18 protein-coding genes and 1 pseudogene are annotated in these 23324 nt (G+C 73.0%); 10 read left to right on the top strand and 9 right to left on the bottom strand.

Annotation, left to right across the window (positions count from 1 at the left end; all coding sequences use genetic code 11):
• Nucleotides 1–150: 150 nt before the first annotated feature.
• Nucleotides 151–648, top strand: a complete 498-nt coding sequence (locus ACH4UM_RS29060; protein ID WP_398185463.1) for a hypothetical protein — start codon at nt 151–153, stop codon at nt 646–648.
• A 61-nt stretch (nt 649–709) separates the two neighbouring features.
• Here ACH4UM_RS29060 and ACH4UM_RS29055 read toward each other — a convergent pair whose 3' ends face one another.
• The gene (locus tag ACH4UM_RS29055; protein WP_398185460.1) at nt 710–2701 is read right to left on the bottom strand and encodes an N-acetylmuramoyl-L-alanine amidase; all 1992 of its coding nucleotides are present in this window, start codon (nt 2699–2701) and stop codon (nt 710–712) included.
• Nucleotides 2702–2996: 295 nt separating this feature from the next.
• Complete coding sequence (locus ACH4UM_RS29050) at nt 2997–4136, bottom strand: aminoglycoside phosphotransferase family protein (protein ID WP_398185457.1); 1140 nt, start codon at nt 4134–4136, stop codon at nt 2997–2999.
• A 235-nt stretch (nt 4137–4371) separates the two neighbouring features.
• On the opposite strand from ACH4UM_RS29050, the gene ACH4UM_RS29045 reads away from it, so the two are divergent.
• A complete protein-coding gene (locus ACH4UM_RS29045; RefSeq protein WP_398185454.1) occupies nt 4372–5865 on the top strand; it encodes a hypothetical protein in 1494 nt (497 codons plus the stop codon).
• A 126-nt stretch (nt 5866–5991) separates the two neighbouring features.
• On the opposite strand, the gene ACH4UM_RS29040 is transcribed toward ACH4UM_RS29045, so the two are convergent.
• The gene (locus tag ACH4UM_RS29040) at nt 5992–7464 is read right to left on the bottom strand and encodes a PP2C family protein-serine/threonine phosphatase (RefSeq protein ID WP_398185451.1); all 1473 of its coding nucleotides are present in this window, start codon (nt 7462–7464) and stop codon (nt 5992–5994) included.
• Nucleotides 7465–7878: 414 nt separating this feature from the next.
• Between ACH4UM_RS29040 and ACH4UM_RS29035 the strand changes: the two genes are divergently transcribed.
• Complete coding sequence (locus ACH4UM_RS29035; RefSeq protein WP_398185448.1) at nt 7879–8292, top strand: SsgA family sporulation/cell division regulator; 414 nt, start codon at nt 7879–7881, stop codon at nt 8290–8292.
• 12 nt (nt 8293–8304) lie between these two features.
• Here the strand turns inward: ACH4UM_RS29035 and ACH4UM_RS29030 are convergent, their stop codons facing one another.
• Nucleotides 8305–9348, bottom strand: coding sequence for a Gfo/Idh/MocA family protein (locus ACH4UM_RS29030; protein ID WP_398185445.1), 1044 nt, complete (start codon nt 9346–9348; stop codon nt 8305–8307).
• 72 nt (nt 9349–9420) lie between these two features.
• Nucleotides 9421–10521 (bottom strand): chemotaxis protein, encoded by a 1101-nt coding sequence (locus ACH4UM_RS29025; protein WP_398185442.1) that lies wholly within the window; start codon nt 10519–10521, stop codon nt 9421–9423.
• Nucleotides 10522–10821: 300 nt separating this feature from the next.
• On the opposite strand from ACH4UM_RS29025, the gene asnB reads away from it, so the two are divergent.
• Nucleotides 10822–12663: an asparagine synthase (glutamine-hydrolyzing) gene (gene asnB, locus ACH4UM_RS29020; protein WP_398185439.1), complete on the top strand. Its 1842-nt coding sequence runs from the start codon at nt 10822–10824 to the stop codon at nt 12661–12663.
• A 9-nt stretch (nt 12664–12672) separates the two neighbouring features.
• On the opposite strand, the gene ACH4UM_RS29015 is transcribed toward asnB, so the two are convergent.
• Nucleotides 12673–14322, bottom strand: coding sequence for an alpha/beta hydrolase (locus tag ACH4UM_RS29015; RefSeq protein ID WP_398185436.1), 1650 nt, complete (start codon nt 14320–14322; stop codon nt 12673–12675).
• A 243-nt stretch (nt 14323–14565) separates the two neighbouring features.
• Between ACH4UM_RS29015 and ACH4UM_RS29010 the strand changes: the two are divergent.
• Nucleotides 14566–15229 (top strand): annotated as a pseudogene (locus tag ACH4UM_RS29010) (chaplin).
• 140 nt (nt 15230–15369) lie between these two features.
• Here ACH4UM_RS29010 and ACH4UM_RS29005 read toward each other — a convergent pair.
• The gene (locus ACH4UM_RS29005) at nt 15370–15888 is read right to left on the bottom strand and encodes a GNAT family N-acetyltransferase (protein ID WP_398185433.1); all 519 of its coding nucleotides are present in this window, start codon (nt 15886–15888) and stop codon (nt 15370–15372) included.
• A gap of 139 nt (nt 15889–16027) precedes the next feature.
• Here ACH4UM_RS29005 and ACH4UM_RS29000 point away from each other — a divergent pair, with 139 nt between their 5' ends.
• The 3 genes from ACH4UM_RS29000 to ACH4UM_RS28990 all read left to right on the top strand — a co-directional run bounded on the left by ACH4UM_RS29000 (nt 16028) and on the right by ACH4UM_RS28990 (nt 18931).
• The gene (locus ACH4UM_RS29000; protein ID WP_398185430.1) at nt 16028–16882 is read left to right on the top strand and encodes a GNAT family N-acetyltransferase; all 855 of its coding nucleotides are present in this window, start codon (nt 16028–16030) and stop codon (nt 16880–16882) included.
• A 110-nt stretch (nt 16883–16992) separates the two neighbouring features.
• Nucleotides 16993–17778, top strand: coding sequence for a GNAT family N-acetyltransferase (locus ACH4UM_RS28995; protein ID WP_398185427.1), 786 nt, complete (start codon nt 16993–16995; stop codon nt 17776–17778).
• Between the two features lie 229 nt (nt 17779–18007).
• Complete coding sequence (locus ACH4UM_RS28990) at nt 18008–18931, top strand: Rieske 2Fe-2S domain-containing protein (protein ID WP_398185424.1); 924 nt, start codon at nt 18008–18010, stop codon at nt 18929–18931.
• 59 nt (nt 18932–18990) lie between these two features.
• On the opposite strand, the gene ACH4UM_RS28985 is transcribed toward ACH4UM_RS28990, so the two are convergent.
• Nucleotides 18991–19698, bottom strand: a complete 708-nt coding sequence (locus ACH4UM_RS28985) for a TetR/AcrR family transcriptional regulator (protein WP_398185421.1) — start codon at nt 19696–19698, stop codon at nt 18991–18993.
• 158 nt (nt 19699–19856) lie between these two features.
• Here ACH4UM_RS28985 and ACH4UM_RS28980 point away from each other — a divergent pair, with 158 nt between their 5' ends.
• Complete coding sequence (locus ACH4UM_RS28980) at nt 19857–20819, top strand: NAD-dependent epimerase/dehydratase family protein (protein ID WP_398185418.1); 963 nt, start codon at nt 19857–19859, stop codon at nt 20817–20819.
• A gap of 459 nt (nt 20820–21278) precedes the next feature.
• On the opposite strand, the gene ACH4UM_RS28975 is transcribed toward ACH4UM_RS28980, so the two are convergent.
• Nucleotides 21279–21545, bottom strand: a complete 267-nt coding sequence (locus ACH4UM_RS28975) for a GlsB/YeaQ/YmgE family stress response membrane protein (RefSeq protein ID WP_398185416.1) — start codon at nt 21543–21545, stop codon at nt 21279–21281.
• A 211-nt stretch (nt 21546–21756) separates the two neighbouring features.
• Here ACH4UM_RS28975 and ACH4UM_RS28970 point away from each other — a divergent pair, with 211 nt between their 5' ends.
• Entirely contained in the window at nt 21757–23214 is a 1458-nt protein-coding gene (locus ACH4UM_RS28970) for a hydrolase (RefSeq protein WP_398185413.1), read from the top strand.
• The last annotated feature ends 110 nt before the right edge of the window (nt 23215–23324 follow it).

The following is a 23324-nucleotide window of genomic DNA, read 5'->3' as shown; positions in this document are numbered from 1 at the left end:
GGCATCCGCAGGTGCCGTGGGGGCATCGGCTCCGGCGGGCGGCGGAGAGCGGACCGCGGCGCCGAAGGCTGCCGGCTCCGGGGGCCGCATCCCCCCGGTCGGTGGTCGCCCGCACGTCGCGCAGCAGGCCGGGACACGTACCATGGCCGCATGTCGTTCCTCCGTCGCCGCAGCGCAACGCCCGCCGGGCCCGACTTCGACGTACTGGCCATGGACCCGGGCGACTGGCCCGGCAATCTCGGCGCCGGGCTGCTGCCCGCGCCCGACGGCAGCTGCCAGGGCGTGTTCCTGCGCTACGACCTCTTCGGCGGCCGCGGCACCGCGATGATCATCGGCAATCTGCCCGAGGGCTCCCCGGCCCGTGAGGTCGCCGACGGCGAGGCGCCCTTCGAGGTGGCCCAGCTGCTGCTGGCCCTGGAGAACGACGAGGAGGTCACCGTCGTGGGCACCGAGGACATGCCGGTGCTCCAGGGCGACAACCTCCTGATCGTGCGCCGGCTGAAGCTCTCCGAGAGCCGGGTCTCCTGCGTGCAGTTCGACCGAAGCGACGGTGTCCTGGTCACCATCGCCTCCTGGGACCGGCCCATCACCGACGACCTGTACACCCTGCTCAAGCCGCTGCCGGCCGAACTGTTCCAACAGGGCTGACCGGCGGCGTACGCGCACGAAGGGCCGGCCCGCCCGGACCGGCCCTTCGTCCTGCGAACCGCTACGGGCCCGACGGCAGCACCCGTACGTCCGCGGCCCGCACGAACGCCACCCGGTGGCCGAACTGGATCTCGTAGTAGTGGTCCTTGCCGGTCACCACCCGGTGCGAGTCGGTGGTGAAGGTGACCGAGTAGTAGTACTCACCCGGCAACGCGTCCCCCACCACGTACTTCTGGCCCGCGAGCAGCTTGTACGGCAGCGGCGACACCGGCTGCGCGGGCACGCCCGCCGGATAGGCGTCCTTCTCCGGGTACGCGCGTCCGTACACCGGCACGCTGTCCATCCCGGCCTTCGGTGTCACCACGGAACCGATGGCGTCCACCGCGGTGGGCTGCTTCGCCGGGTTCTTGAACCATGCCTTCTGGCCCAGGTACCAGATCGCCGTCCAGTCGCCCTGCCGCCCGGCGACCGCGTACTGCTGTCCGGTCTCCACCCGCGAGCCCACGTCGTTCACGTCGATCGTCGAGTCGCCGCCGTCCGGCCTCAGGCCGATGTCCTTGATCAGCGGCGAGGAGGTGTCCGGCTGCGAGTACAGCCGCACCTCGCTGGACCCGTGCGCCGCGCACGGCCGGCCGCCGTCGGCGCAGCCCGTGTAGGCCGGCCGGTTGGCGGAGTAGTCGGGGCGGATCGTCACCAGCCCGCCGTTCTTGCCGGCGGTGGCCTCGAAGGGACGGCCCAGCAGCTCGAAGTAGTGCCGCCAGTCCCAGTAGGGACCGGGGTCGGTGTGCATCCCGGGAATGGTCGCGGTGGTCGGGCCCGGCACCGTGTCGTGGCCCAGGATGTGCTGCCGGTCCAGCGGGACGCGGTACTTCTCGGCGAGGTACTTCACCAGCCGCGCCGAGGAGCGGTACATCGCCTCCGTGTACCAGGCGTCCGGAGAGGCCAGGAAGCCCTCGTGCTCCAGGCCGATCGACTCGGCGTTGACGTACCAGTTCCCCGCGTGCCAGGCCACGTCCTTCGCCTTCACGTGCTGGGCGATGTGCCCGTCAGTGGAGCGCAGCGTGTAGTTCCACGACACGTAGGTGGGGTCCTGGACCAGGTTGATGACACCGTCCCAGCTGCCCTCGGTGTCGTGGACGACGATGTACCGGATGCTCTGCGAGGCCGGCCGGTCGCCGAGGTCGTGGTTGCCGTAGTCGTTGTTCCCGAACTCCTGGTACGGCGCCGGGATCCACTCGCAGGACACTGCGGCCGGGCATTCCGTACCGGCCGAGGAGACGTCCCGCAGGCCCGTCCGCGCCAGCTGGGCGAGGTCGGGGGCGAGGCGGGGCAGCGCCGTCAGGACCATCCGCTGCCCGGCGTCCGTGGTGCGCTGCTCGCCGGAGCGGATCACGTCGTAGACGTCGTTCGCGTACGCCGCCGCGGTCGCGCTGTCGTCCGCGCCGGAGAACTGGGCCACCGCGCCGTACCACTCGGCCGGGTCCTCGCTCAGCGGCGCGCCGAGCTTCTTCTGCGCGGCGGCCAGCAGGGCCGCACCGCCCGCCACGTTCGCGGCCGAGTCGGTGCGCAACCGCTCGGCGGGCATCCCGGTCAGTCCGGCCGCCTTGGTCAGCGTCTTCAGCCGGGCGGGCAGCACGGAGTCCGCCGGCACCTGCGCATCGGGGCGCAGTGCGGCGCGGGCGGTGTCGCCGCGCGGGTCCTCGGCGCCCTCGCTGTGGTGCGGCGCCCGGCTGAGCGCGGTGTGCGCGTCGGTGAGGTGCATCGGGCCGTAGCCGCCGGTCGTGCTCGGGGCGCCGCCGTGCCCGTCCCAGCGGGACTGCAGATAGGAAACGCCCAGCAGGACGCTGAGCGGCACGTGGTACTCGGCGGCAGCGGCGGCGAACGCCCGCTGCAGCCGACCGGTGTCGTCAGCGGCGGCGGACGTGACCGCGCCCGCGGACGGGGCGGCGCCCAGCAGCGGCAGCAGCAGCGCCGCCGAGGCGACGGCACCCGCCGTCGTGCGCACGCGTCTGCGGCCCGGCGTCGGTCTGGGGTCGGTGGCGGATCCTCGCAATGCAGCCTCCTGGGCGCTCGGGCGTGGCGGGGTGTGCGGGGCCGGCCCGGGTCAGTGGTACCGGCTTGCCGACGATCCGTCAATCATGCGCGCAGCGAGGAGATTTCCCATGTCAAGCGGGGTCCCGGCGTGTTTCGTCGCGGCGGCTCCAAGGCCTGCGGGGCGTCAGTGGCGTACACCAATGGGCGCGGCGAGCGGTGCTCCGAAAGCGGGAGGGGTGCGGGCCGAAAGCGGGACACGACAAAGGTCCGCGGTGCGCCCCCTTGAGCGGGCGTGCCGCGGACCGTCGTCCCCGTCAGCGAGTGCCGACCGCCGCACGCACGGCCCGCCGGGCCAGCTGGCAGTCGTCGTGCAGCCGCCGCAGCAGCAGCCGCTGTTCCTCGCCGGACGGCGCAGCACCCGGGTGGGCCGTGCCCGGTGCCGCCGGGGCCGTATCGTGCATCGAGCGCTGCACGGCCGTCTCGTAGGTGCGGATCTCACGGGTCAGTACGAGCATCAGGTTCACCAGGAACGCGTCCCGCGCGGCCGGGCCGGCCGTCTGGGCGAGCTGACTGATCTGGCGCCGGGCCACCGGCGCGTCCCCGAGCACCGACCACAGCGTGGCCAGGTCGTAGCCCGGCAGGTACCAGCCCGCGTGCTCCCAGTCCACCAGCACTGGACCGGCCGGTGAGAGCAGGACGTTCGCGAGCAGCGCGTCGCCGTGGCAGAACTGGCCCATCCCCTGCCGGCCCGCCGCGTGCGCGATGCCGTGCAGCAGCTTCTGCAGGTCGCCCATGTCCCGGTCGGTGAGCAGCCCCAGCTCGTGGTAGCGGGAGATGCGGGCCGCGTAGTCCAGCGGGGCGTCGAAGGTGCCCGCCGGCGGCCGCCAGGCGTTCAGCCGGCAGATCGCGCCGAGGGCCGCCCTGATGTCCGCCCGTGGCGGGGTCTCCAGCGGATGCCGCTGGAGCGCGGCCACCCGGCCCGGCATGCGCTCGATCACCAGGGTGCAGTTGTCCGGGTCCGCCGCGATCAGCCGGGGCACCCGGACCGGCGGCCGGTGCCGGACGAACGAGCGGTAAACGGCTATTTCGTGCCGGTAGCGCTCCGCCCATGCGGGGGACTGGTCCAGTAAGCACTTGGCGACGGCGGTGCTGCGCCCGGTCGTGCCGACCAGGAGCACGGAGCGTCCACTGCGGCGCAGCACCTGCACCGGAGCGAACTCCGGACAGATCCGGTGCACCGAGGCGAGCGCCGCGCGCAGCTGGGCGCCCTGAGGGCCGGACAAGTCGATTCTCCCGCTGAGCGGTTGCGTGCCGAGCCCCGCGGGGCGCCGCGTCCGGCCCGCACCGAGCACAGGGGCCGCCGGACGCGCGGGGTCGAGGTAGGGGCCGCCGGCGCCCGGACGGGGGCGCAGCGACCGGGGCGGGGCGGACACGGAGGACGATGCTGCGTACATGGGCGAGACAGATCCCTTCGTGTGCCTGCTGCTTGAAGCGCGCTGCCCGGCCCGGACGCCCGGGTGCACCCTGGGGAATGTCCCTCGGCGACCGGGTCGGGGTGGCGCGTTCCTACCTGACACCCGTTGCCCACTGGCACACCATCTGGCGCACCCTGGCGAACCCTGGCGAATAGTCGCCCGGCAACTCTCACCGGGTCTACTGTCAACTCAGCCGAGTACCTGGGGGCTTGACGTGACAGGACAACCCAACACCCGTCTCGCGGACCTGTTCGGCCTGGCCGGCTGGTCCAAGGGAGAGCTCGCGAGGCTGGTCAACCGGCAGGCGGCGGCCATGGGCCACCCCCAGCTGGCGACCGACACCTCCCGGGTGCGGCGTTGGATCGACATGGGAGAGATCCCGCGCGATCCCGTGCCACGGGTGCTGGCGGCCCTGTTCACCGAGCGTCTCGGCCGTGTCGTGACCATCGAGGACCTCGGTCTGGTACGGCACGGGCGTACGGGGAAACGGCAGGGCGACGGGAGTGCGGAACATCCCGACGGAGTGCCGTGGGCGCCCGAGCGAACCGCCGCGGTCCTCACCGAATTCACGGGAATGGACCTCATGCTCAACCGACGCGGCTTGGTGGGCGCGGGCGCCGCGCTCACCGCGGGATCCGCACTCAGCGGCGCCATGCACGACTGGCTGCAGACCGATCCGACACTCAGGGCCGATGCCCCCGACCTCGACAAGCCCCTGCACGCCGACCCCGCCGGGTTCGACCGCTACGAGGCCGCCCCCGTCGGGTCACAGGAGATCGAGGAACTGGAACGCTCGGTGGAGGTGTTCCGGGCCTGGGACGCGGCCCGCGGCGGCGGCCTGCAGCGAAAGGCGGTGGTCGGCCAGCTCAACGAGGTGGGCGGCATGCTCGCCTACCGTCACCCGCCCCACCTCCAGCGGCGCCTGTGGGGCGTCGCCGCCAACCTCGCCGTCCTCGCGGGCTGGATGTCGCACGACGTCGGCCTGGAACCCACGGCCCAGAAGTACTTCGTCATCGCCGCCCATGCCGCGCGTGAGGGTGGCGACCGGCCCCGGGCCGGCGAGGCGCTGTCCCGCGCGGCGCGCCAGATGGTGCACCTGGGCCGGCCCGACGACGCCCTGGACCTGATGAAGCTCGCCCAGTCCGGCTCGGGCGACGAGGTGCTGCCGCGCACCAGGGCGATGCTCTACACCATCGAGGCCTGGGCTCAGGCGTCGATGGGCAAGGGCCAGGCCATGCGCCGCACCCTCGGGCAGGCGGAGGACCTCTTCGTCTCCGACAAGAGCGACGTACCGCCGCCGAGCTGGATGCAGACCTTCAAGGAGGAGGACCTGTACGGCATGCAGGCCCTGGCCTACCGCACCCTGGCGGAGCACGAGCCCGACGCGGCCGTGCACGCGCGGTACTACGCGGAGAAGGCCCTGGCCCTGCGCAACGACGGCCGGCAGCGGTCGAAGATCTTCGACTTCCTGTCGATGGCCTCCGCCTGCTTCATCGCGGACGACCCCGAACAGGCCGACCGGTACGCGCGACTGGCCCTGGTGTCGATGGGGTCCAACTCCTCCCACCGCACCTGGGACCGCCTGCGCCAGATGTACCGGCTCACCGCCGAGTACGCCACCTACCCCAGGATCCACGATTTGCGGGAGGAGATCCGGCTGGCCCTGCCCAAGGCGAAGGGTAAGGGCGCGGACAGCGCACCGGCGTAGAGGCCGGCGCTTCCCGCCGTCCGGGATCGGGTTTCGCGTTCCGCCGTCCGGGAGTCCGTTCGAGTTGGGTCGTCCGGGGGTTGGCCTTCCCCCGCCGGCTGGCTCGTCCGTCGCCTCCCTCGTCGGCTACGACGTCACCCTGGCGACCAGCACACAGGCATCGTCCTCGCGCCCGGCCGTGCCGAACTCCTCCACGACCGCGCGTACGCAGTCCTGCGCACCACGCGCCTCGCCGAACCGCGGGGCCAGGTCGAGCAGACGGTTCACGGCGGCCCTTCCGCCCCCACTCCCGGCTTCGCTCGAGCGGGGGGACTCCCATTGCCGCAGCACCAGTTGGTGGGTGTAGAGCAGGAGCAGGTCGCCCACGTCGAGGGTCTCCTCGGCCTGCCCGTAGGCGGCTCCCGAGGTGGCGCCGAGCAGGACGCCCTCGGGTGCGTCCAGCGCGCGCCCCGTTCCGCTGCGGAACAGCAGCGGAGCGGGGTGTCCGGCCTGCGCCCACACCAGGGTGCGGGTGGCGGGCCGGTAGCGGCAGCAGACGGCGCTGCCCAGGGCCGGCTGGACGGTGGCGTCCAGCAGCTGGTTCAGCCAGCCCATCAGCCGGCCGGGCCCGGTGCCGGTCATCGCCATGCCGCGCAGGGCGCCCAGCAGCATCGCCATGGCCGAGGTCGCGCCGGGCCCGTGTCCGGTGAGGTCGCCGACGCTGAGCAGGGTGTCGCCGCCGGGCAGTTCCAGCGCGTCGTACCAGTCGCCCCCGATCAGCGGGCCGGACGAGGCGGGCAGGTAGTGCGCCGCGAGGTCGAGCGCCGGGCCGCCCCGGCGTGGGAGCCGCAGGGACCCCCGCCACGGCAGCACGGCCTCCTGCAGCTCGACCGCGAGCCGCCGCTCGGTCTGCGCGAGGTGCTGGTGGTGGTGCAGTGAGTCACGGGTCTCGCGCACCGCCGACTGGCTGCGGCGCAGTTCGCTGACGTCCCGCAGCACCGCCCACATGGAGGCGGTGCCGCCGTCGGTGTCGAGCACGGGCTCGCCCATCATGTGCACCGTGCGGACGGCTCCGTCGGGCCGCACGATGCGGAACTCCCCGTCGACGGGCTTGGCGTCGACCAGGCAGTCGGTGACCATCGCGGTCAGCCGGGGCCGGTCCTCGTCGAACACCAGGGAGGGCAGTTCGTCGAGGGTGAGTGCGGGGGCGGCCGGGTCGCGGCCGAGGATCTGGTAGAGCTCACCGGACCAGCCGGCCTCGTCCGTCAGCAGGTTCCACTCCGCGCTGCCCACCCGGCTGAGCAGTGAGCCGTGCGGCGCCCCGGCCGGAGCGGCGGGAGGGGCTTTGGCGGCGGTCACCGCGTCGGGGGCCACGGGCACCGGCGGGGGCCCGTCCCGCAGCTGGGCCAAGTGCTCGTCCAGATCGCTGAGTTGATGCAGCGCCAGGTCGCACAGCGCGCGTTCCCACCGGCCCTGCGGATCCGACCCGTCGCCCTCTGCCTCCCGCCGCACGGCGTCCACCTCGCCCTTGAGCCGGCGCGCCTGCGTGATCAGGGCGTCGACCGTGCCGCGCCCTGGCGGCTGGGCGGGTGGGCGGTCCGCGGAGAGGTGGGACGGCATGACGCACTCCGATGCGGGACGGTACGGCCAAGGCGGCGGGGGACCGTTACGACTGTTGCACAGCCGGCGACGGCCCGTAAGGGATTTGGCAACACACGATACGGTGGTGCATCTGGCATATGCCACAGTCTTCCCGGCGTGACTCTGCGGTGTTTTCGCCTAGTCGGCCGGGTGGGGCAAGTCGTAGCGGGCATACGCGATTTGACGGACCGTCGAGAAGATGTGCCCGTCGTTCAATCGCGCGTTCGACGGCCTTTTGTTCCCCTGCGCCCGCCCCCCGGATGCACCCGACTGGGGGAGTGACGCAGCTCACAGCAATTGATGGGCGGTCAGGCGTAATGCAAACGGCTCCTGCGGGCTCCTAAGAACACACGGCAGAACCGGCCGACCTCCGACCCGCTGGGGAGACCGACCATGGACATCACCCTCGAACAGCCCGCCCGCGCCCGTCTGATCACCGCGGACGAGCAAGAACGCCCCGTACCGGCCACGCTCCGCTACCTCTCCGCGGACCCGCTGGCCGTGCACGTGGACTTCCCGCCCGAGGCATCCCTGGACGGGAGCGACGTCTCGTGGACCTTCTCCCGCACCCTGCTGGAGGAGGGGCTGGCGCAGCCGGCCGGGGCAGGGGACGTCCACCTGTGGCCGTGCGGCGACTCCCGTACCGTGCTCGAGCTGCACTCGCCGTCCGGCATGGCCCTGCTCCGGTTCGACACCCCGGCCCTGCGCCGCTTCCTGCTGCGGACCTACGCCGTGGTCGCGGCCGGCCAGGAGGACGTCGGCGCGGCCGTCGACCGCGGACTGAACGCCCTGTTCGGCACGGTGTGAGCGGAGCGGCCCTCAGGGGCCGTCGGCCGTCGCCGGCCGTCCTTGCGCGTACAGGGCGGGGCGAGGGGCGAGGGCGACCGTCACCCGCCCGCCGTTCTCCAGCGACCGCACCCCGGCCTCGGCGACGACCGAGGCGGCGTAGCCGTCCCACACGCCCGGGCCGGTGACCCGTCCCCGCCGGGTGGCGTCGACCCAGGCCTGCACCTCGCGGTCGTAGGCGTCGGCGAAGCGCACGAGGTAGTCCTGCGGCACCTCCTCGCGCGCGCTGGCCCGCGCGGTGACGACCATCGTGTGCCCGTCGCCGATCCGTGCGCTGCCCGCCTCGCAGACCGCCTCGCAGCGCACCTGGTAGCCGAAGCCGCAGTTGACGAAGACCTCCACGTCCACCAGGGCGCCCCGCTCGGTCTCGAAGAGCACGAACTGAGGGTCCAGCAGTCCGTCGGGGGCGCCCGGGGAGGGCGCCGGGCGCAGCACGGTCACCGCGGTCAGCTCCTGTCCGAGCAGCCAGCGGGCTGCGTCGATCTCGTGCGACGCCGAGCTGTTGATCAGCATGGCGCTGGTGAAGTGCGGCGGGGAGGAGACGTTGCGGTGCGTGCAGTGCAGCATCAGTGGCCGCCCCAACCGCCCGCTGTCCAGCAGGGACTTCAGCCTCAGGTACTCGGCGTCGTAGCGCCGCATGAACCCGATCTGCGCCAGCCGCCGCCCGAGCCGCGCCTCCGCCTCCACCACGCGCAGCGCTCCGGCCGAGTCGGGCACCATCGGTTTCTCGCACAGCACCGGCAGCCCGCGCGCGAAGGCCGCGAGCAGCGCCTCCTCGTGCGCGGGACCCGGCGAGGCGATCAGAGCCGCCTCCACACCCGGCGCGTGCAGCGCTGCCACCGCCTCGTCGTGCACCGAGACGCCCTCGATGCCGCCGACGGCCGCCTTCGCCCGGTCCGTGTCGGGGTCGGCCACCGCGGCCACCCTGGCCCCGCTCACCACCCGGTCCAGGCGCCGTATGTGATCGGCCCCCATGTGCCCGGCACCCAGCACGGCCACGCCCAGCAGGTCACCCACGTGCGCACTCCCTCCTCGCCGACGGTACCGCCGTAGCGTAGACACGCCGGCGAGGAGGGCTCGAGGGCGCCGTCAGTAGCGCAGCACCCCGGCGATGCGCTGCGCCTCGTCCAGGGTGCCGTCCGGGACGAAGCGGACCTCGGCCCCGGTCTCCAGGCACTGCTCGACGATCTCGTCCACGATGTCCTCGCGGACCTCGAGGCCGCCGCCCTCGGCGGGGACCAGGTGGTCGGCGGCTTCGTTGCGCACCGTCACCCGGTAGTTCTCCTCGACGGCCAGCAGCCGGACCCGGCCCTCCCGCGCGCTGCGCCACACCTCGTCGACACCGGCCGCGAACGCGCGGCGCCCGCGGGCCCCCTCCAGCTCCCGGAGCACGGCGGCGGTGTCCTTGGCCGCCTCCGCCTCCTGCATCGGAAGGATCGCGCGCCACACGGCCTCTGGCGTGCTGTGCGCGAGGCCGACGTGCTGGACGTGCACCGCGCACTTGGCGACACCACCGATCTCGTCGAGGGCGGCCAGCGCCTCCGGGCCGCCGGTGAGGTACACCGGACGCGGATGTTCGCGCAGGACCGCGCTCATCGCCGCGTCGGCCTCCCGCAGGAACTGCCGGGCGCGCTCGTCGCGGAAGGTGCTCGGCTGGTCGCCGATCCGCTCCTGGCGCTCCGCGTCGAAGTTCTCGGCGAGATCCCTGGTGAGCGGGAAGCCGCCGGTGCGCTCCTCGGTGACGCGGTCGGCGCCGCCGCTCCACAGGGTCACGCGGTCGGCGGCGACCGACAGGACCCAGAACGGGCGCTCGGCGGTGTGCGCCGAGACGAGGTTGCGGGTGAGGAAGGTGTCCGAGAGCACCACGCGCTCCGGTACGGTGCGGCCCAGTGACCACACCTGGTGCTCACCGGGCGCTGCGAGGATCAGCAGTCCTTCCTCGGCGTGGGCCAGATCCACCTCGGTGAGGGCCTGGTCGAGCTGCCGTACGACATCGGCGCGCCGCTCCCGGCTGACCGCCGGGTCGGTCTCCAGCTGTTTCTTGGCCTCGGCCACGGCATTGCGCAGCCGGACCCGGTCCTGGGTGTTGTCGGGCTCCCGGCGGTGCGTCGGCGTCAGCACGGACACCGCGGGATAGCTGCGCGGACGGCGCAGCTCGGCGAGGGTCGCGGGACTCAGATCGTGCTCCATGACAGCACGATAGGTCCGATTGCCGTGTCGGGCATTTGGAGCAATCAGGTCGGCCGGACGGGGCAATTGCTCGCGGCGGATGTGTTCGCGGGTGTTGGGCAAGTCTTTGCCCTTGGCCGATTCCTGACCCGACACTGCCGGTGCGAGGCGGTTGCGTGGGTGTCGCACGAGCAAAGTGCGGCCGAAAGCACGAGGGTGACGGCGTCGTTCGTGTTACGGCCGCGTTGACCGGTGGCGTGGGTGTGACACACGCTCGTCATATAGATGCTCGATACAACTGGTTTGTTCCGGAGGCAACATATGTGCGGTATCACCGGATGGGTCTCCTACGACCGCGACCTGCGCACCGAGGCCGCGACCCTGGAGGCGATGACGGAGACGATGGCCTGCCGCGGACCCGACGACCGCGGCACATGGGCCGCGGGACCCGCGGCCCTCGGGCACCGGCGGCTCGCGATCATCGACCTGCCCGGCGGCCGCCAGCCGATGACCGTCACCACCCCGCACGGCACGGTCGCCCTCGTCTACTCCGGGGAGACCTACAACTTCACGGAACTGCGCCGCGACCTCACGGCCCTCGGCCACCGCTTCACCACCGACTCCGACACCGAGGTCGTCCTGCGCGGCTACCTGCACTGGGGCGACGCCGTGGCCGAGCGGCTGAACGGAATGTACGCCTTCGCCGTCTGGGACGGCCGCCACGACAAGCTCGTCATGGTCCGCGACCGCATGGGCATCAAGCCCTTCTACTACCACCCGACGCCCGACGGCGTCCTCTTCGGCTCCGAGCCCAAGGCGATCCTCGCCAATCCGCTGGCCCGCCGCCGGGTGACCCTGGACGGCCTGCGCGAGCTGTTCACGTTCGTCATGACCCCGGGGCACGCCGTGTGGGACGGCATGTACGAGGTGGAGCCCGGCACCGTCGTCACCGTCGACCGCACCGGTGCCCGCACCCGCGCCTACTGGCGGCTCGAGACCCGGCCGCACCCCGACGACCGGGACACGACGATCGCCACCGTCCGCACCCTGCTGGACGACATCGTGCGCCGCCAGCTCGTCGCCGACGTCCCGCGCTGCACCCTGCTCTCCGGCGGTCTGGATTCCTCCGCCATGACCGCGATCGCCGCCCGCCGGCTCGCCGAGCAGGGCGAGAAGGTGCGCAGCTTCGCCGTCGACTTCGCCGGCCAGACCGACCACTTCGTCGCCGACGACCTGCGCGCCACCCCCGACACGCCGTTCGTGCACGACGTGGCGCGTGCCGCGGACACCGACCACCAGGACATCGTGCTCGACGCGCACACCCTCGCCGACCCGGAGATCCGCGCGAAGGTCGTCAGGGCCCGGGACCTGCCGATGGGCTTCGGTGACATGGACGCCTCGCTCTACCTGCTGTTCCGCAGCATCCGCGACCACTCCACCGTCGCCCTGTCGGGCGAGTCCGCCGACGAGGTCTTCGGCGGCTACCAGCAGTTCTTCGACGAGGAGGCACGCCGCGCCGACACCTTCCCCTGGCTGGTGCGCTTCGCCCGCGACTTCGGCGACGACAGCAACGTCATGCGTGCGGACCTCACCCGGGCCCTGGACCTGACGTCGTACATCGCCGACGGCTACCGCACAGCCGTCGCGCAGATCCGCCGCTTGGACGGCGAGAGCGACCACGAGTTCCGGATGCGGCGGATCAGCCACCTCCACCTCACCCGCTTCGTCAGGGCCCTGCTCGACCGCAAGGACCGGATGAGCATGGCGGTCGGTCTGGAGGTCCGCGTCCCCTTCTGCGATCACCGGCTGGTCGAGTACGTCTACAACGCGCCCTGGGCCCTGAAGTCGTTCGACGGCCGCGAGAAGAGCCTGCTGCGGGAGGCGACGGCGGACCTCCTGCCGAGGTCCGTGTACGACAGGGTCAAGAGCCCGTACCCCTCCACCCAGGACCCCAAGTACGCACTCGCCCTCCAGGACCACGTCAAGGACCTGCTCGCCCGGCCCGGCCACCCGGTCTTCGGCCTCGTCGACCGGGAACGGGTCCGCCGGGCCGCACAGCAGGACACCCCCATCAGCACCCAGGCGGCCCGGCGCGGACTGGAGAAGACCCTGGACCTGGCCGTGTGGCTGGACCTGTACCGCCCGGAGCTGGTCCTCGGCTGAGCCGGCTCCTCATCCGCTCCCGCTCCCGGCGGACGGCTCCGGGTCCGCCGGGCAGGAGCTGCCGCTGGGCGGCACGGCGCCGTACAGGAGGAAGTCGTTCACCTTGCGGTGCACGCAGGCGGAGGACCCGTAACCCGTGTGACCGTCACCGCGGTTGTCCAGCACCACCGCCGACGAGCCGAGCCGCCTGGCCGTCTCCACGGTCCAGCGGTACGGCGTCGCCGGGTCACCGCGGGTGCCGATCAGAAGCATCCTGGCCGTGTCGACGTTCTTGACCTTCTCGCGGATGAAGTCGGTGCCCTTGGGACGGCCGTAGCACATCAGCAGTTCGTTGAGCCGGTACCGGCCGAAGACCGGTGAGGCCTGCTCGTAGTCCGCGCGCAGCCGGCCCAGATCCTTGGTGATCTGCGCGGCGGCCGGCCGGTCGGGGTCGTCCGCGCAGTCGATCGCTATCATGGCGGCCGGCAGGTTGTCCAGCGGGACGTCCGCGGGGTCGACCAGCCCCTGCTCGTTGCGCTTCGCGGGCGGCCGCTGCCGCGTGGGCAGGGCGCCGCCGCCCGAGGAGAAGGCCTCGATGCCGCGGGTGTCGCCGTCCTGGACCAGTGAGGCGATCGCCCGCTCCAGGGAGGGCCACATCGCCCGGCTGTACAGCGCCTGGCCGATCGCGCCCACCAGGTCCTGGCCGGACAGCCGGCCGCCGAAGTCGGTCGCCACCGGGTTCTCGTCGAGCGAGCGGACGAGTTGCAGGACCTGCCCCCCGGCGCTCCGCCGGTCCTGCCCGAACGGACAGGCGATGTCCTGCACGCACCAGTCGAGGAAGTCCTCCAGTGCAGTCTGCTGCCCCTCGGCGCTCACCAGGCCCTGCTCCGTCAGGGACTCGGTCAGCGAGTCCACCCCGTCCAGGGCCAGCCGGCCCACCTTGTCGGGGAACTCGGCGGCGTACACCGCGCCCAGCCGGGTGCCGTAGGAGAAGCCCAGGTAGTTGAGCTTGTCGTCGCCGAGCGCCTGGCGTATCACGTCCAGGTCGCGGGCCGCGTCGACGGTGCCTATGTGGGGCAGCACGGGGCCGGAGTGCTTGACGCACCGGGCCGCCACCTGCTGCCAGACCTTGAGCGCCTTCTGCGCGGCCTTCGCATCGCCGAGGTCCACGCTGTCGCTCGTCACCTGCGCGGACTGGTCGCCGACGCCCATGCCGCAGCTGACCGGGGAGGACCTGCCGACCCCTCTGGGGTCGAAGGTGACCACGTCGTAGCCGTTGGTCAGGTCCATGAACTCCTTGCCGTCGGCGGCGAGCCCGGGGACGCCCGGGCCGCCGGGCCCGCCGAAGTTCAGCACCACCGAGCCCCGGGACGGCCCCGTGGCCCGGTAGCGGGCCAGCGCCAGCTCAAGGGTGCCGCCGCCCGGGTGGGCATAGTCCAGGGGCACGGTGACCTTCCCGCACTGCATGTCCTTGGGCGCGTCCGTGTCGCACACCGCCCAGGTCACCTTCTGGCGGTAGAACCGGCCGAGGCCGGGCTGCTCCCCGCCCGGCCGGCCGAGGCCGGGGCGCTCGCCGCCCGCGGCGGACGCCGGCAGCCCCGCGCCCAGCACAGCCACCGCCACCGCTCCGGCACACGCACTGCGCCGGGCCACGGGCCGCGTCGACAGCTTGGCCAGCATCGATGCCTCCAGTGACGCTCCCCCGCGAACCGGGGACAACGCCCTGGATCACGATAATCGGCCCACGTGGGTGGCGCCTGTCGGCGAGGGGGGGGGCAGCCCTCGCGCGGCGCTTCGGGTGTCGTTCGATAACCGGGCCCCTCGAAGGAGTGAAAGGCCGATAAGCCATAACTCGGATCGTTCACCTGCGTTTTACCCGGTGCGGGCGAGCGCCCGTGACCATGTCTGGAAGGCAGGGAACCTATGAAACGGGTTACCCGAAACGGTGTGATCGCCGTCGCCGCCGCCTCGGGCGCGATGGCGCTGACGGTACCGGTGTCCGCCGCGTTCGCGGCCGACGGCGGCGCCTCGGCGGAGGGCGCCGCGGCCGGTTCACCCGGGGTGATCTCCGGCAACACCCTTCAGCTGCCGGTGGACGTTCCGGTGAACGTGTGCGGCAACACGGTGAACGTGGTGGGGCTCCTCAACCCCGCGGCCGAGAACCGCTGCGCCAACGCGTCCGACGGGGGGGGATCGGGCGCCGTCATCCGGCGGAGCGACGGCTCAGGCGAGCGGAAAGGATTCGCCGGGCGTGGTCTCCGGCAACGTCGTTCAGCTGCCGGTGCACGTTCCGGTGAACGTCAGCGGCAACAGCGTGAACGTGGTGGGCATCGGCAACCCGGCCACCGGCAACACGTCCACGAACACCTCCGGCCAGCCCACGCCGGGGCCGGTCACGCCGCCCGGGCGGTCGAAGCCGCGGCCGGCGCCGAAGCCGGTGGAGCACCCCGCACCCGCACCGCGGACGCGGACCTCCCTCGCCCACACCGGCGCGGACGGCACTTTGCCCGCCGTCGCCGCGAGCGCCGCGCTGCTGGCCGGCGGAGCCGTCCTGTACCGCCGCTTCGGCCCCGGGGCGCCGCGCTGACGCCGGCCGCAACCACCACCAAAGGCCCCACCGGGCCCGCCTTGGGTCTTGGGTTCTAGCGACCGGTGGGGCCTTGGCCGCGCCCCGAGCGCCCCCCGTGTCCGGCCCCGCTCTTCCACCGGGCCCACGCGGGGCGTGCCTCAGCCGAGGTCGCCGCGCAGGATGCCGTAGCGCACCCCGTCCCGCCACCGCCCGTCGCGGAACGCGACACTGCGCAGGACGCCCTCCCGCGTGAACCCGGCCTTCTCCAGGGCGCGTTGCTCGGCGACATTGCCGGCCTCGGTGTCCGCCTCGATCCGCACCACGGCGGTGTGCGCGAAGAGATAGCGCACCAGCTGCCGCTGCGCCTCGGTGCCGGCGCCCCTGCCGCGTGCCTCCGGCAGCAGCGCGATGCCCACGTTCCAGTAGTACGAGCCCGGGGCCGGCGTGACCTTCCGCCAGGCGACGAATCCCAGCCGCTCCGTTCCCCGCGCCACCATCAGGTGCCCCGCGTCATCGGTGATCAGACCGCCCTCCGACCACTGCCGGCGCCAGCGTCCCGGGTCCCGCCAGCCGTACCACTGGAACGGCGACGCGGCCTCCGGGTCGAGCAGGAACCGTTCCATGACGGGCAGGTCTTCGGCGCCCACCGGGCGAAGAGCGATGTCGGCCGAGGTCATGAACGGCAACCCTAGGGCCGTCAAGCGCCGTACGAAAGACGGACGTTGTCCAGTGATCGGCTTGATCCCGCCGTGGCGCGCCCGGACATGATCGGCAAGGATGCTGTGCGCACCGGCCCCCACACAATGGAGCGCACCGATGGCCTCTGCCGCCCCCGAAGACCTCGTCGTCACCCGGGCCACCCTCGCGGACTGGCCGGTGATCAGCGGATGGGCGGCGGACGAGGGATGGAACCCAGGGCTCTCCGACGGCCCGGCCTTCTTCGCCCAGGACCCCGGCGGCTTCTTCCTGGGCCGCATCGACGGCGAGCCCGTCTCGGCGATCTCCGTCGTCAACCACGGACCCGACTACGCCTTCCTCGGGTGCTACCTGGTCCGCCCCGACCTGCGCGGCCGCGGCCACGGCCTGGCCACCTGGAAGACCGCCCTCGCGCACGCCGGGAACCGCACCATCGGCCTCGACGGCGTGGTGGCCCAGCAGGACAACTACCGTCAGTCGGGCTTCGAACCGGCCCACCGCACCATCCGCTTCACCGGCCCGGCCCCCGCGGCCGTGGCACCGGCGGACGTCCGGCCCGTCGGGCCCGCCGACCTGGACGCCGTCACCGCCTACGACGCCGTCTGCCATCCGGCCGAGCGCCCGCGGTTCCTCGCCCACTGGCTGACCACCCCGGGACACCGCGCCCTCGTCCGCCGCACCGGCGACCACGTCACCGGCTACGGCGTCCTCCGCCCGGCCCGTGACAGCCTGCGCGTCGGCCCGCTGTTCGCCGACACCCCGCAGGACGCGCGTGCCCTGTTCGCCGCGCTGACCGCCGGGGCCGAGGGGCACGAGATCGCCGTCGACGTACCCGAGACGAACACGGCCGGCATCGCCCTGGCCGAGGAGGCCGGCCTCGCACCGTCCTTCGAGACCGCCCGCATGTACACGGGCCCGGTGCGACCGTACGCGCGCGGGCGGGTCTTCGCGGTCACCACCCTGGAGCTTGGCTGAGACCTCCGCAACCGTGACCGGACGGGCGCGTGTCCGGGGGCCGCGGGCCAGGTGGAGGCCACGTCGTAATCCCGTTGCCGCGGACGCGTGCGGTTTGCTGGAGTGAGCGCATGGATCACGCCGCGGTACTCGCCCTGTACGACCGGGACCTGCGCGAAGGCGCTCGGCCCGACGGCCCCGGGGTGCGCGTCGAGCGCGCCGGGCCGGTGGTGCGCCAGGTCGGCTCCGCGCGGGACTGGAACGGCGTGCTGTGGTCCGCTCTGGACGCCGCAGGCGCGGACGCGGACGCGGCGATCGCCGGACAGATCGCCCGCTTCGGCAGGCTGGGCCACGCCTTCGAGTGGAAGCTGTACGGGCACGACCAGCCGGTGGACCTCGGGCAGCGGCTCCGGGCGGCCGGCTTCACCCCCGAGCCCGAGGAGACGCTGATGGCCGGCGAGATCGCGGGACTGGACCGGCTCGGCGCCGAGCCGCCCGAGGGCCTGCGCCTGCGGCCCGTCACCGACGCGGCCGGCGTCGACCTCCTGATCGACGTGCACGAGCGGGCGTTCGGTGCGGACGGCTCCCGGCTGCGGCACCGCGTCCTCGCCCGGCTGGCGGCCGACCCCGGCACGCTGGTCGCCGTCGTCGCCCTCGCCGGTGACGTGCCGGTGAGCGCGGCCCGTATGGAACTGGTGCCCGGCACCGGCTTCGCCGGGCTGTGGGGCGGCGGCACCGTCGAGGGCTGGCGGGGACGCGGCATCTACCGCGCCCTGGTCGCGCACCGCGCCCGCCTCGCCGCCGACCGCGGCTACCGCTACCTCCACGTCGACGCCTCCGGCCAGAGCCGCCCCATCCTCCAGCGCCTCGGCTTCGCAGCCCTGACCACGACCACGCCGTACCGGTACGAGCCGTAGGACGCCGGGGCGCGGTGCCCCCGGGCGGTCTCCGTTCGAACGGTGCAGCGGGACGCGGCTGGAGCGGGCGGGAGCGCCTCGGCGGGGAACGCGACGGCACGCCGGGAGCCGCGACGGCAGAAGCTGACGAAATCGCTGACGATCCGGCGGCCCATGTCGCGCCGCGGGCCGGCACCAACATGTGCGGCCGCGACCGGTTGGCGACGCGCCCAGCGGCTACTCGGGGGCCATGACACACCACACCCTCACCCACCACGCCGCGGCGGCGGCCGGCCGCCTCCTGCCCGACTCGGCCGGTCCCGGCCGCGTACTGCGCAGCGTCGACCGGCTCGAGAGGTTCACCGGTGCCGACCAGATGCTCGACGCCATCCGCCGCAGGGTACGGGCCCTGCCGCTGGGCCGGGCCCGGGACGGGCTGCACGGACGCTGGCTGGGCCACCCGGTCCATCCGGTCATGGTGCAACTGCCCATCGGGAGCTGGCTGTCGGCGGCCGTCCTCGACGCCGTTCCGGGGCAGCGGCGTGCCGTACGAACCCTGATCGCCACCGGACTGCTGACCGCGGTCCCGGCCGCGGTGGCGGGCTGGGTCGACTGGGCGGAGCTGCACCGGCAGCAGATGCGCGTCGGCGCGGTGCACGCCACGGCCAACGTCACGGCGCTCACGCTGTACGCCGGATCGCTCACCGCGCGCCTGCGCGGCCGTGAAGCACTCGGCAAGGCGCTGGGCCTGGCCGGGCTGAGCGCGGTCGGCATCGGCGGCGCGCTCGGCGGACACCTCGCCTACCGGCAGGCCTCCGGCGCCAACCACGCCGAGCACGTCCCCCACCTGGTGTCCCCGGGCTGGCACCACGTCGCCGACCTCGCCGACCTGCCCGAGGGCCGGCCCGTACGGCGCGAGATCGAGGGGATCGCCGTCGTCGTGGTCCGGGAGGGCCCCGAGACCGTGCACGTGCTGGCCGAGCGGTGCAGCCACATGGCCGGCCCGCTGTCCGAGGGCACGGTGCAGGACGGATGCCTGCAGTGTCCCTGGCACGGCAGTGTCTTCCGGCTCTCCGACGGCTGGAACGTCAAGGGTCCGGCCACGTCCCCGCAGCCGGCCTTCGACACCCGCGTCACCGGCGGCCTGGTCCAGGCGCAGCTGCGCACGTCGTAGGGCGGCGTTCGAGGCGGGCCGCCCCCGGCCGGCCGGTGCGGGCGGCCCGACCGCGCACGTCAGTCCAGTGCGAAGGCGTCCGCGAGCATGTCCGTCTGGGCGGCGAGCAGCGTCCCTCCGTCATGACCCATGCCCGTGAACTGCCCGGAGACCTCCAGGCCCACCGCTCCGTGCAGCTGGGCCCATACGAGTACCGCCCCCGCCAGCGCGATCCCCGCGTCCCCCGCGGGCATGTGTCCGCGCACCCATTCGGCGACCGCCGCGTCCCGGGCGGCCCACGCCGTCATCTCCCCGGCCAGCCGCCGCACGGCGATCGAGGGGCCGGCCCCGGCGAAGCAGGGCAGGAAGGGGCCGAGCACCGCCCGCGCGCTGTCGAGGGTGTCCGGCGGGGCGGTGTAGCCCGGCACGGGGGTCCCCTCGATCAGCAGATAGCGATGCGGCTGGGCGACCGCCCAGTCGCGGACGGCCGCGGCGAGGGCCCGCAGCCGCGGCCGTGGTGCGGTGTCCGCCGGGAGCGCCCGCGCCGCCGCCGCGACGGTGGCCCCGAGATCGGCGTACGCGTCGCGGATCAGGTCGGTCAGCAGGGCGTCGCGGCTGTCGAAGTAGCGGTAGAGGGCGGGGCCCGACAGCCCGACCTCCTTGGCGATCCGCGCCAGGGCCACGGCCGCCGTACCGCCCTCGGCGAGCTGCCGGAGCGCGATTTCCTTGATCTCCGCGCGCGTCTGCTCCCGGTATCGGGCCCGCGGGCTCGCTGAACTCCCGGTCACGGGGCGGCTCCTCTCTCCAGTTGCGACACACCTTAACGAAAGCCCGGACGACCCGCTATTGCTACAGCACATCGTATAAGTTACAGTATCTAACTGTTGCGAGTGCCGATAGCGCCGCCTCCCCGACGGAAGCGGCGTGACCGAACGGGAGGAACCCCATGTCCGCTGTCACCCCTGAGACCCGAACCGCCCTGCACACCGTTCTCGGCGCCGGCCCCGCCGGGACCGCCCTCGCCCGGGAACTGGTGCGCCGGGGACATGCCGTCCGGCTCGTCGACCGCAGGGCGGACGGACCGGCCGTCGAAGGGGTCGAGCGGTACGCCGCCGACGTCAGCACCCCCGGGGGCGCCCGCGACGCCGTGGCCGGAGCGGCAGTGGTGTACCACTGCGTGAACGTCGGCTATCACCTCCAGGTCGAGGTGATGCCGCGTATCCAGGAGGCCGTGCTCGGTGCCGTGACGGAGTCCGGCGCCCGGCTGGTGGTGCTCGACACCCTCTACCCGTACGGGGAGACCGGGGGAGCGGTGATGACCGAGGACACCCCGTGGACGGCGACCAGCCGCAAGGGCCGGATGCGCGCGGAACTCGACGAGAAGTACCTCGCCGCCCACCGCGAAGGCCGGGCCCGGGTGGTCCTGGCCCGCTCCGCCGACTTCGTCGGCCCCGGCGTGTTCAACTCCACCCTCGGCGCGGCCGTCTTCCCGGGCGCGCTGACCGGTGGCGAGGTGCTGGGCCTGGGCGACGTCGAACTGCCGCACAGCTACACCTATGTCGGTGACGTCGCCGCCGGCCTGGCGACCCTCGGCGAGCGTCCGGAGGGCGACGGGCGTGTGTGGCACCTGCCCACCGCGCCCGCCGTCAGCACCCGCGAGATCCTCGCGATGATCGAGGAGCGGGTGGGCCGGCCGCTGAACGTGGTGATCCTGGCCCAGGCCCGTCCGTTCGGGCCGTTCGACGAGCAGTTCATGGCCGAGTACGCCGAGATGTTCTACCAGCACACAGAGCCTCAGATCATGGACTCCTCCGCCTTCGAGCGGGCCTTCGGCGCCGCCCCGACCCCGCTCGCCGAGACGCTCGACAACACCCTGGCCTGGTACGGGGAGTTGCTCGCGCGACGGTGACGGTCGGCACCGGCGGCCGGAGTGGGAGCTGTCCGCGCGACGGCGCTCGGCCCCGGGACGCCGAGGGTGCGGGGCCGAGGGTGCGGGGGCGTCGGGCTGTTGGGCTGCCGGGGGTGGGGGCTGCGGTGGTGCGGGGCTGTTGGGCCGCCCGGGTTGAGGGCTGCGGTGGTGTCGGGCTGCTGGGCTGCCGCGGGGGTGAGGGCTGCCGTGGTGCGTGGCTGCCGAGGGTCAGGGTTGCAGGGCTCGGGCCGCCCGGCGCCCGGGCTGCTGAGCCGCCCGGGCCCGGGCCCACCCCGCCCGCCCCGAGCGTCCCGCCCGCCCCAAGCCTGCCCCCCCCCGGGCCCGGCCCGGCGCCCCGGTCCCGGTGAGCGCGCTGCGGGGGCCGGCCGAACACTCGCGGTTCGGCCGGCCCCCGCCGTCCACGTCCGTGCGGGTGCGCAGCCCAGGGGGGCCGCCGCGTCAGCGGTGCACTGTCCTCGCACGGTCCAGCGCCGCGACGCCCACCGCGGCGAGGGCGATCTGGATGAGCCACTCGATCCAGTCGACGCCCTTGGTGTCCGCGACGCCGAGCGCGGAGGCGATCGCCGCGCCGATCAGCGCGGCCACGATGCCGATGAGGATCGTCCACAGAATGCCGATGTGCTGGCGGCCGGGGACGACGAGCCGCCCCAGGACACCGATGACGATCCCGATGACGATGGCACTGATGATGCCCGTGATCTCCATCTTCACCCCTCCAGGTGGTGGTCCCCGCGCTGTTCTGATGCCCGCTCGAACCGGAGGCAGTCCGCTCCGGTCATTGCCGGGACTTTCTGTTCACCACCCCGTAATGCCATGTACCTTTCAACCAATCGACGCGTGTAGAACCATCAACCCCGCTCTACGCGCGCAGACTTGGCGCCCGCACCGCCCTTCACCCCACTTGGAGGTTCGCCGGATGCTCGGATCCAGAAGGTCCCGTCACAGACTCACCACCGCCCTGGCCGGACTCGGACTGCTCGTCACTTCGGCAGCCCTGCAGGTCACCACCAGCGCCACCCCGGCCCACGCGGCCACCACCCACCGCGTCCTGTTCGACAACGCCCACGCCGAGACGGCCGGCAACGCCGACTGGATCATCTCCACCAGCCAGCCCGACCCCCTCGGCCAGGACCCCTCCCCGTCCGCCGAGACGGACTGGACCGGCGCGCTGTCCTCCTGGGGGGTGGCCCTGCAGAAGACCGGCAGCTACAGCCTCAAGACGCTGCCGTCGGGCTCCAGCCTCTCCTACGGCGGCTCGTCGTCGACGGACCTGTCGAACTTCGACACACTGGTCCTGCCGGAGCCGAACACGATGTTCACCAGCGCCGAAAAGACGGCGATCATGAACTTCGTGAAGAACGGCGGCGGCCTGTTCATGATCTCCGACCACACCGGCGCCGACCGAAACAACGACGGCAATGACGCGGTCGAGATCCTCAACGACCTGATGAGCAACAACAGCGTCGACTCCGCCGACCCGTTCGGCTTCTCCATCGACTCGCTCAGCATCGGTTCCGACCATCCGTCGGCGATCAGCGACAGCACCGACCCGGTCCTGCACGGCTCCTTCGGCAACGTCACCAAGAGCCTCATCGCCAGCGGCACCACCGCCACGCTCAAGCCCGCCGACAACTCCTCCGTCAAGGGCCTGCTCTACCGGACGGGTTACTCCGGCAACACCGGCGCCTTCTTCCTCACCAGCACCTTCGGCAGCGGCCGTGTCGCCTTCTGGGGCGACAGCTCACCCATCGACGACGGCACCGGCCAGTCCGGCAACACGCTGTACGACGGCTGGAACGACTCCGGCGCCACCAACGCCCCCCTCGCGCTCAACGCCACCGCCTGGCTGGCCGGTTCGGGCACGAGCAGCGGAGGGGGCACCGGCGGCGGCACCGGCTCCTGCACCGCCGCCCAGCTGCTGGGCAACAACGGCTTCGAGTCGGGCAGCACCGTCTGGAGCGCGAGCAGCGGCGTCATCACCAACGACTCCGGTGAGGCGGCCCGCACCGGCTCCTACAAGGCCTGGCTGAACGGCTACGGGTCGGCCCACACCGACACCCTCGCGCAGACCGTCACCATCCCCTCCGGGTGCACGACGGCCACGCTGAGCTTCTACCTCCACGTGGACACGGCCGAGACGACCACCACGACGGCCTATGACACCCTCAAGGCCCAGGTCCTGAGCAGCAGCGGCGCCGTGCTGTCGACCCTGGCCACCTACTCCAACCTCAACGCGGCGAGCGGATACACCCAGCGCAGCTTCAGCCTGGCGGGCTACGCCGGCCAGACGGTGACGATCAAGTTCACCGGCACCGAGGGATCCACCCTCCAGACGTCGTTCGTCGTCGACGACACGGCGCTCGACGTGAGCTGATCCCCGATCGGAGCGGCGGGGCCCGCCCCCCGGGGCCGGCCCCCCCCCCCCCCCGCCCCCCCCCCCCCCGCCCCCCCCCCGCAGCGGGCCGGCCACCCCCGCGCCCCGGG

Origin of the sequence: Streptomyces sp. NPDC020801 (genome assembly GCF_044334385.1) — a bacterium.
Lineage (GTDB): Bacteria > Actinomycetota > Actinomycetes > Streptomycetales > Streptomycetaceae > Streptomyces.
Note: the sequence above shows the minus strand (reverse complement) of the source record. Positions and strands in the feature narration are given on the sequence as shown.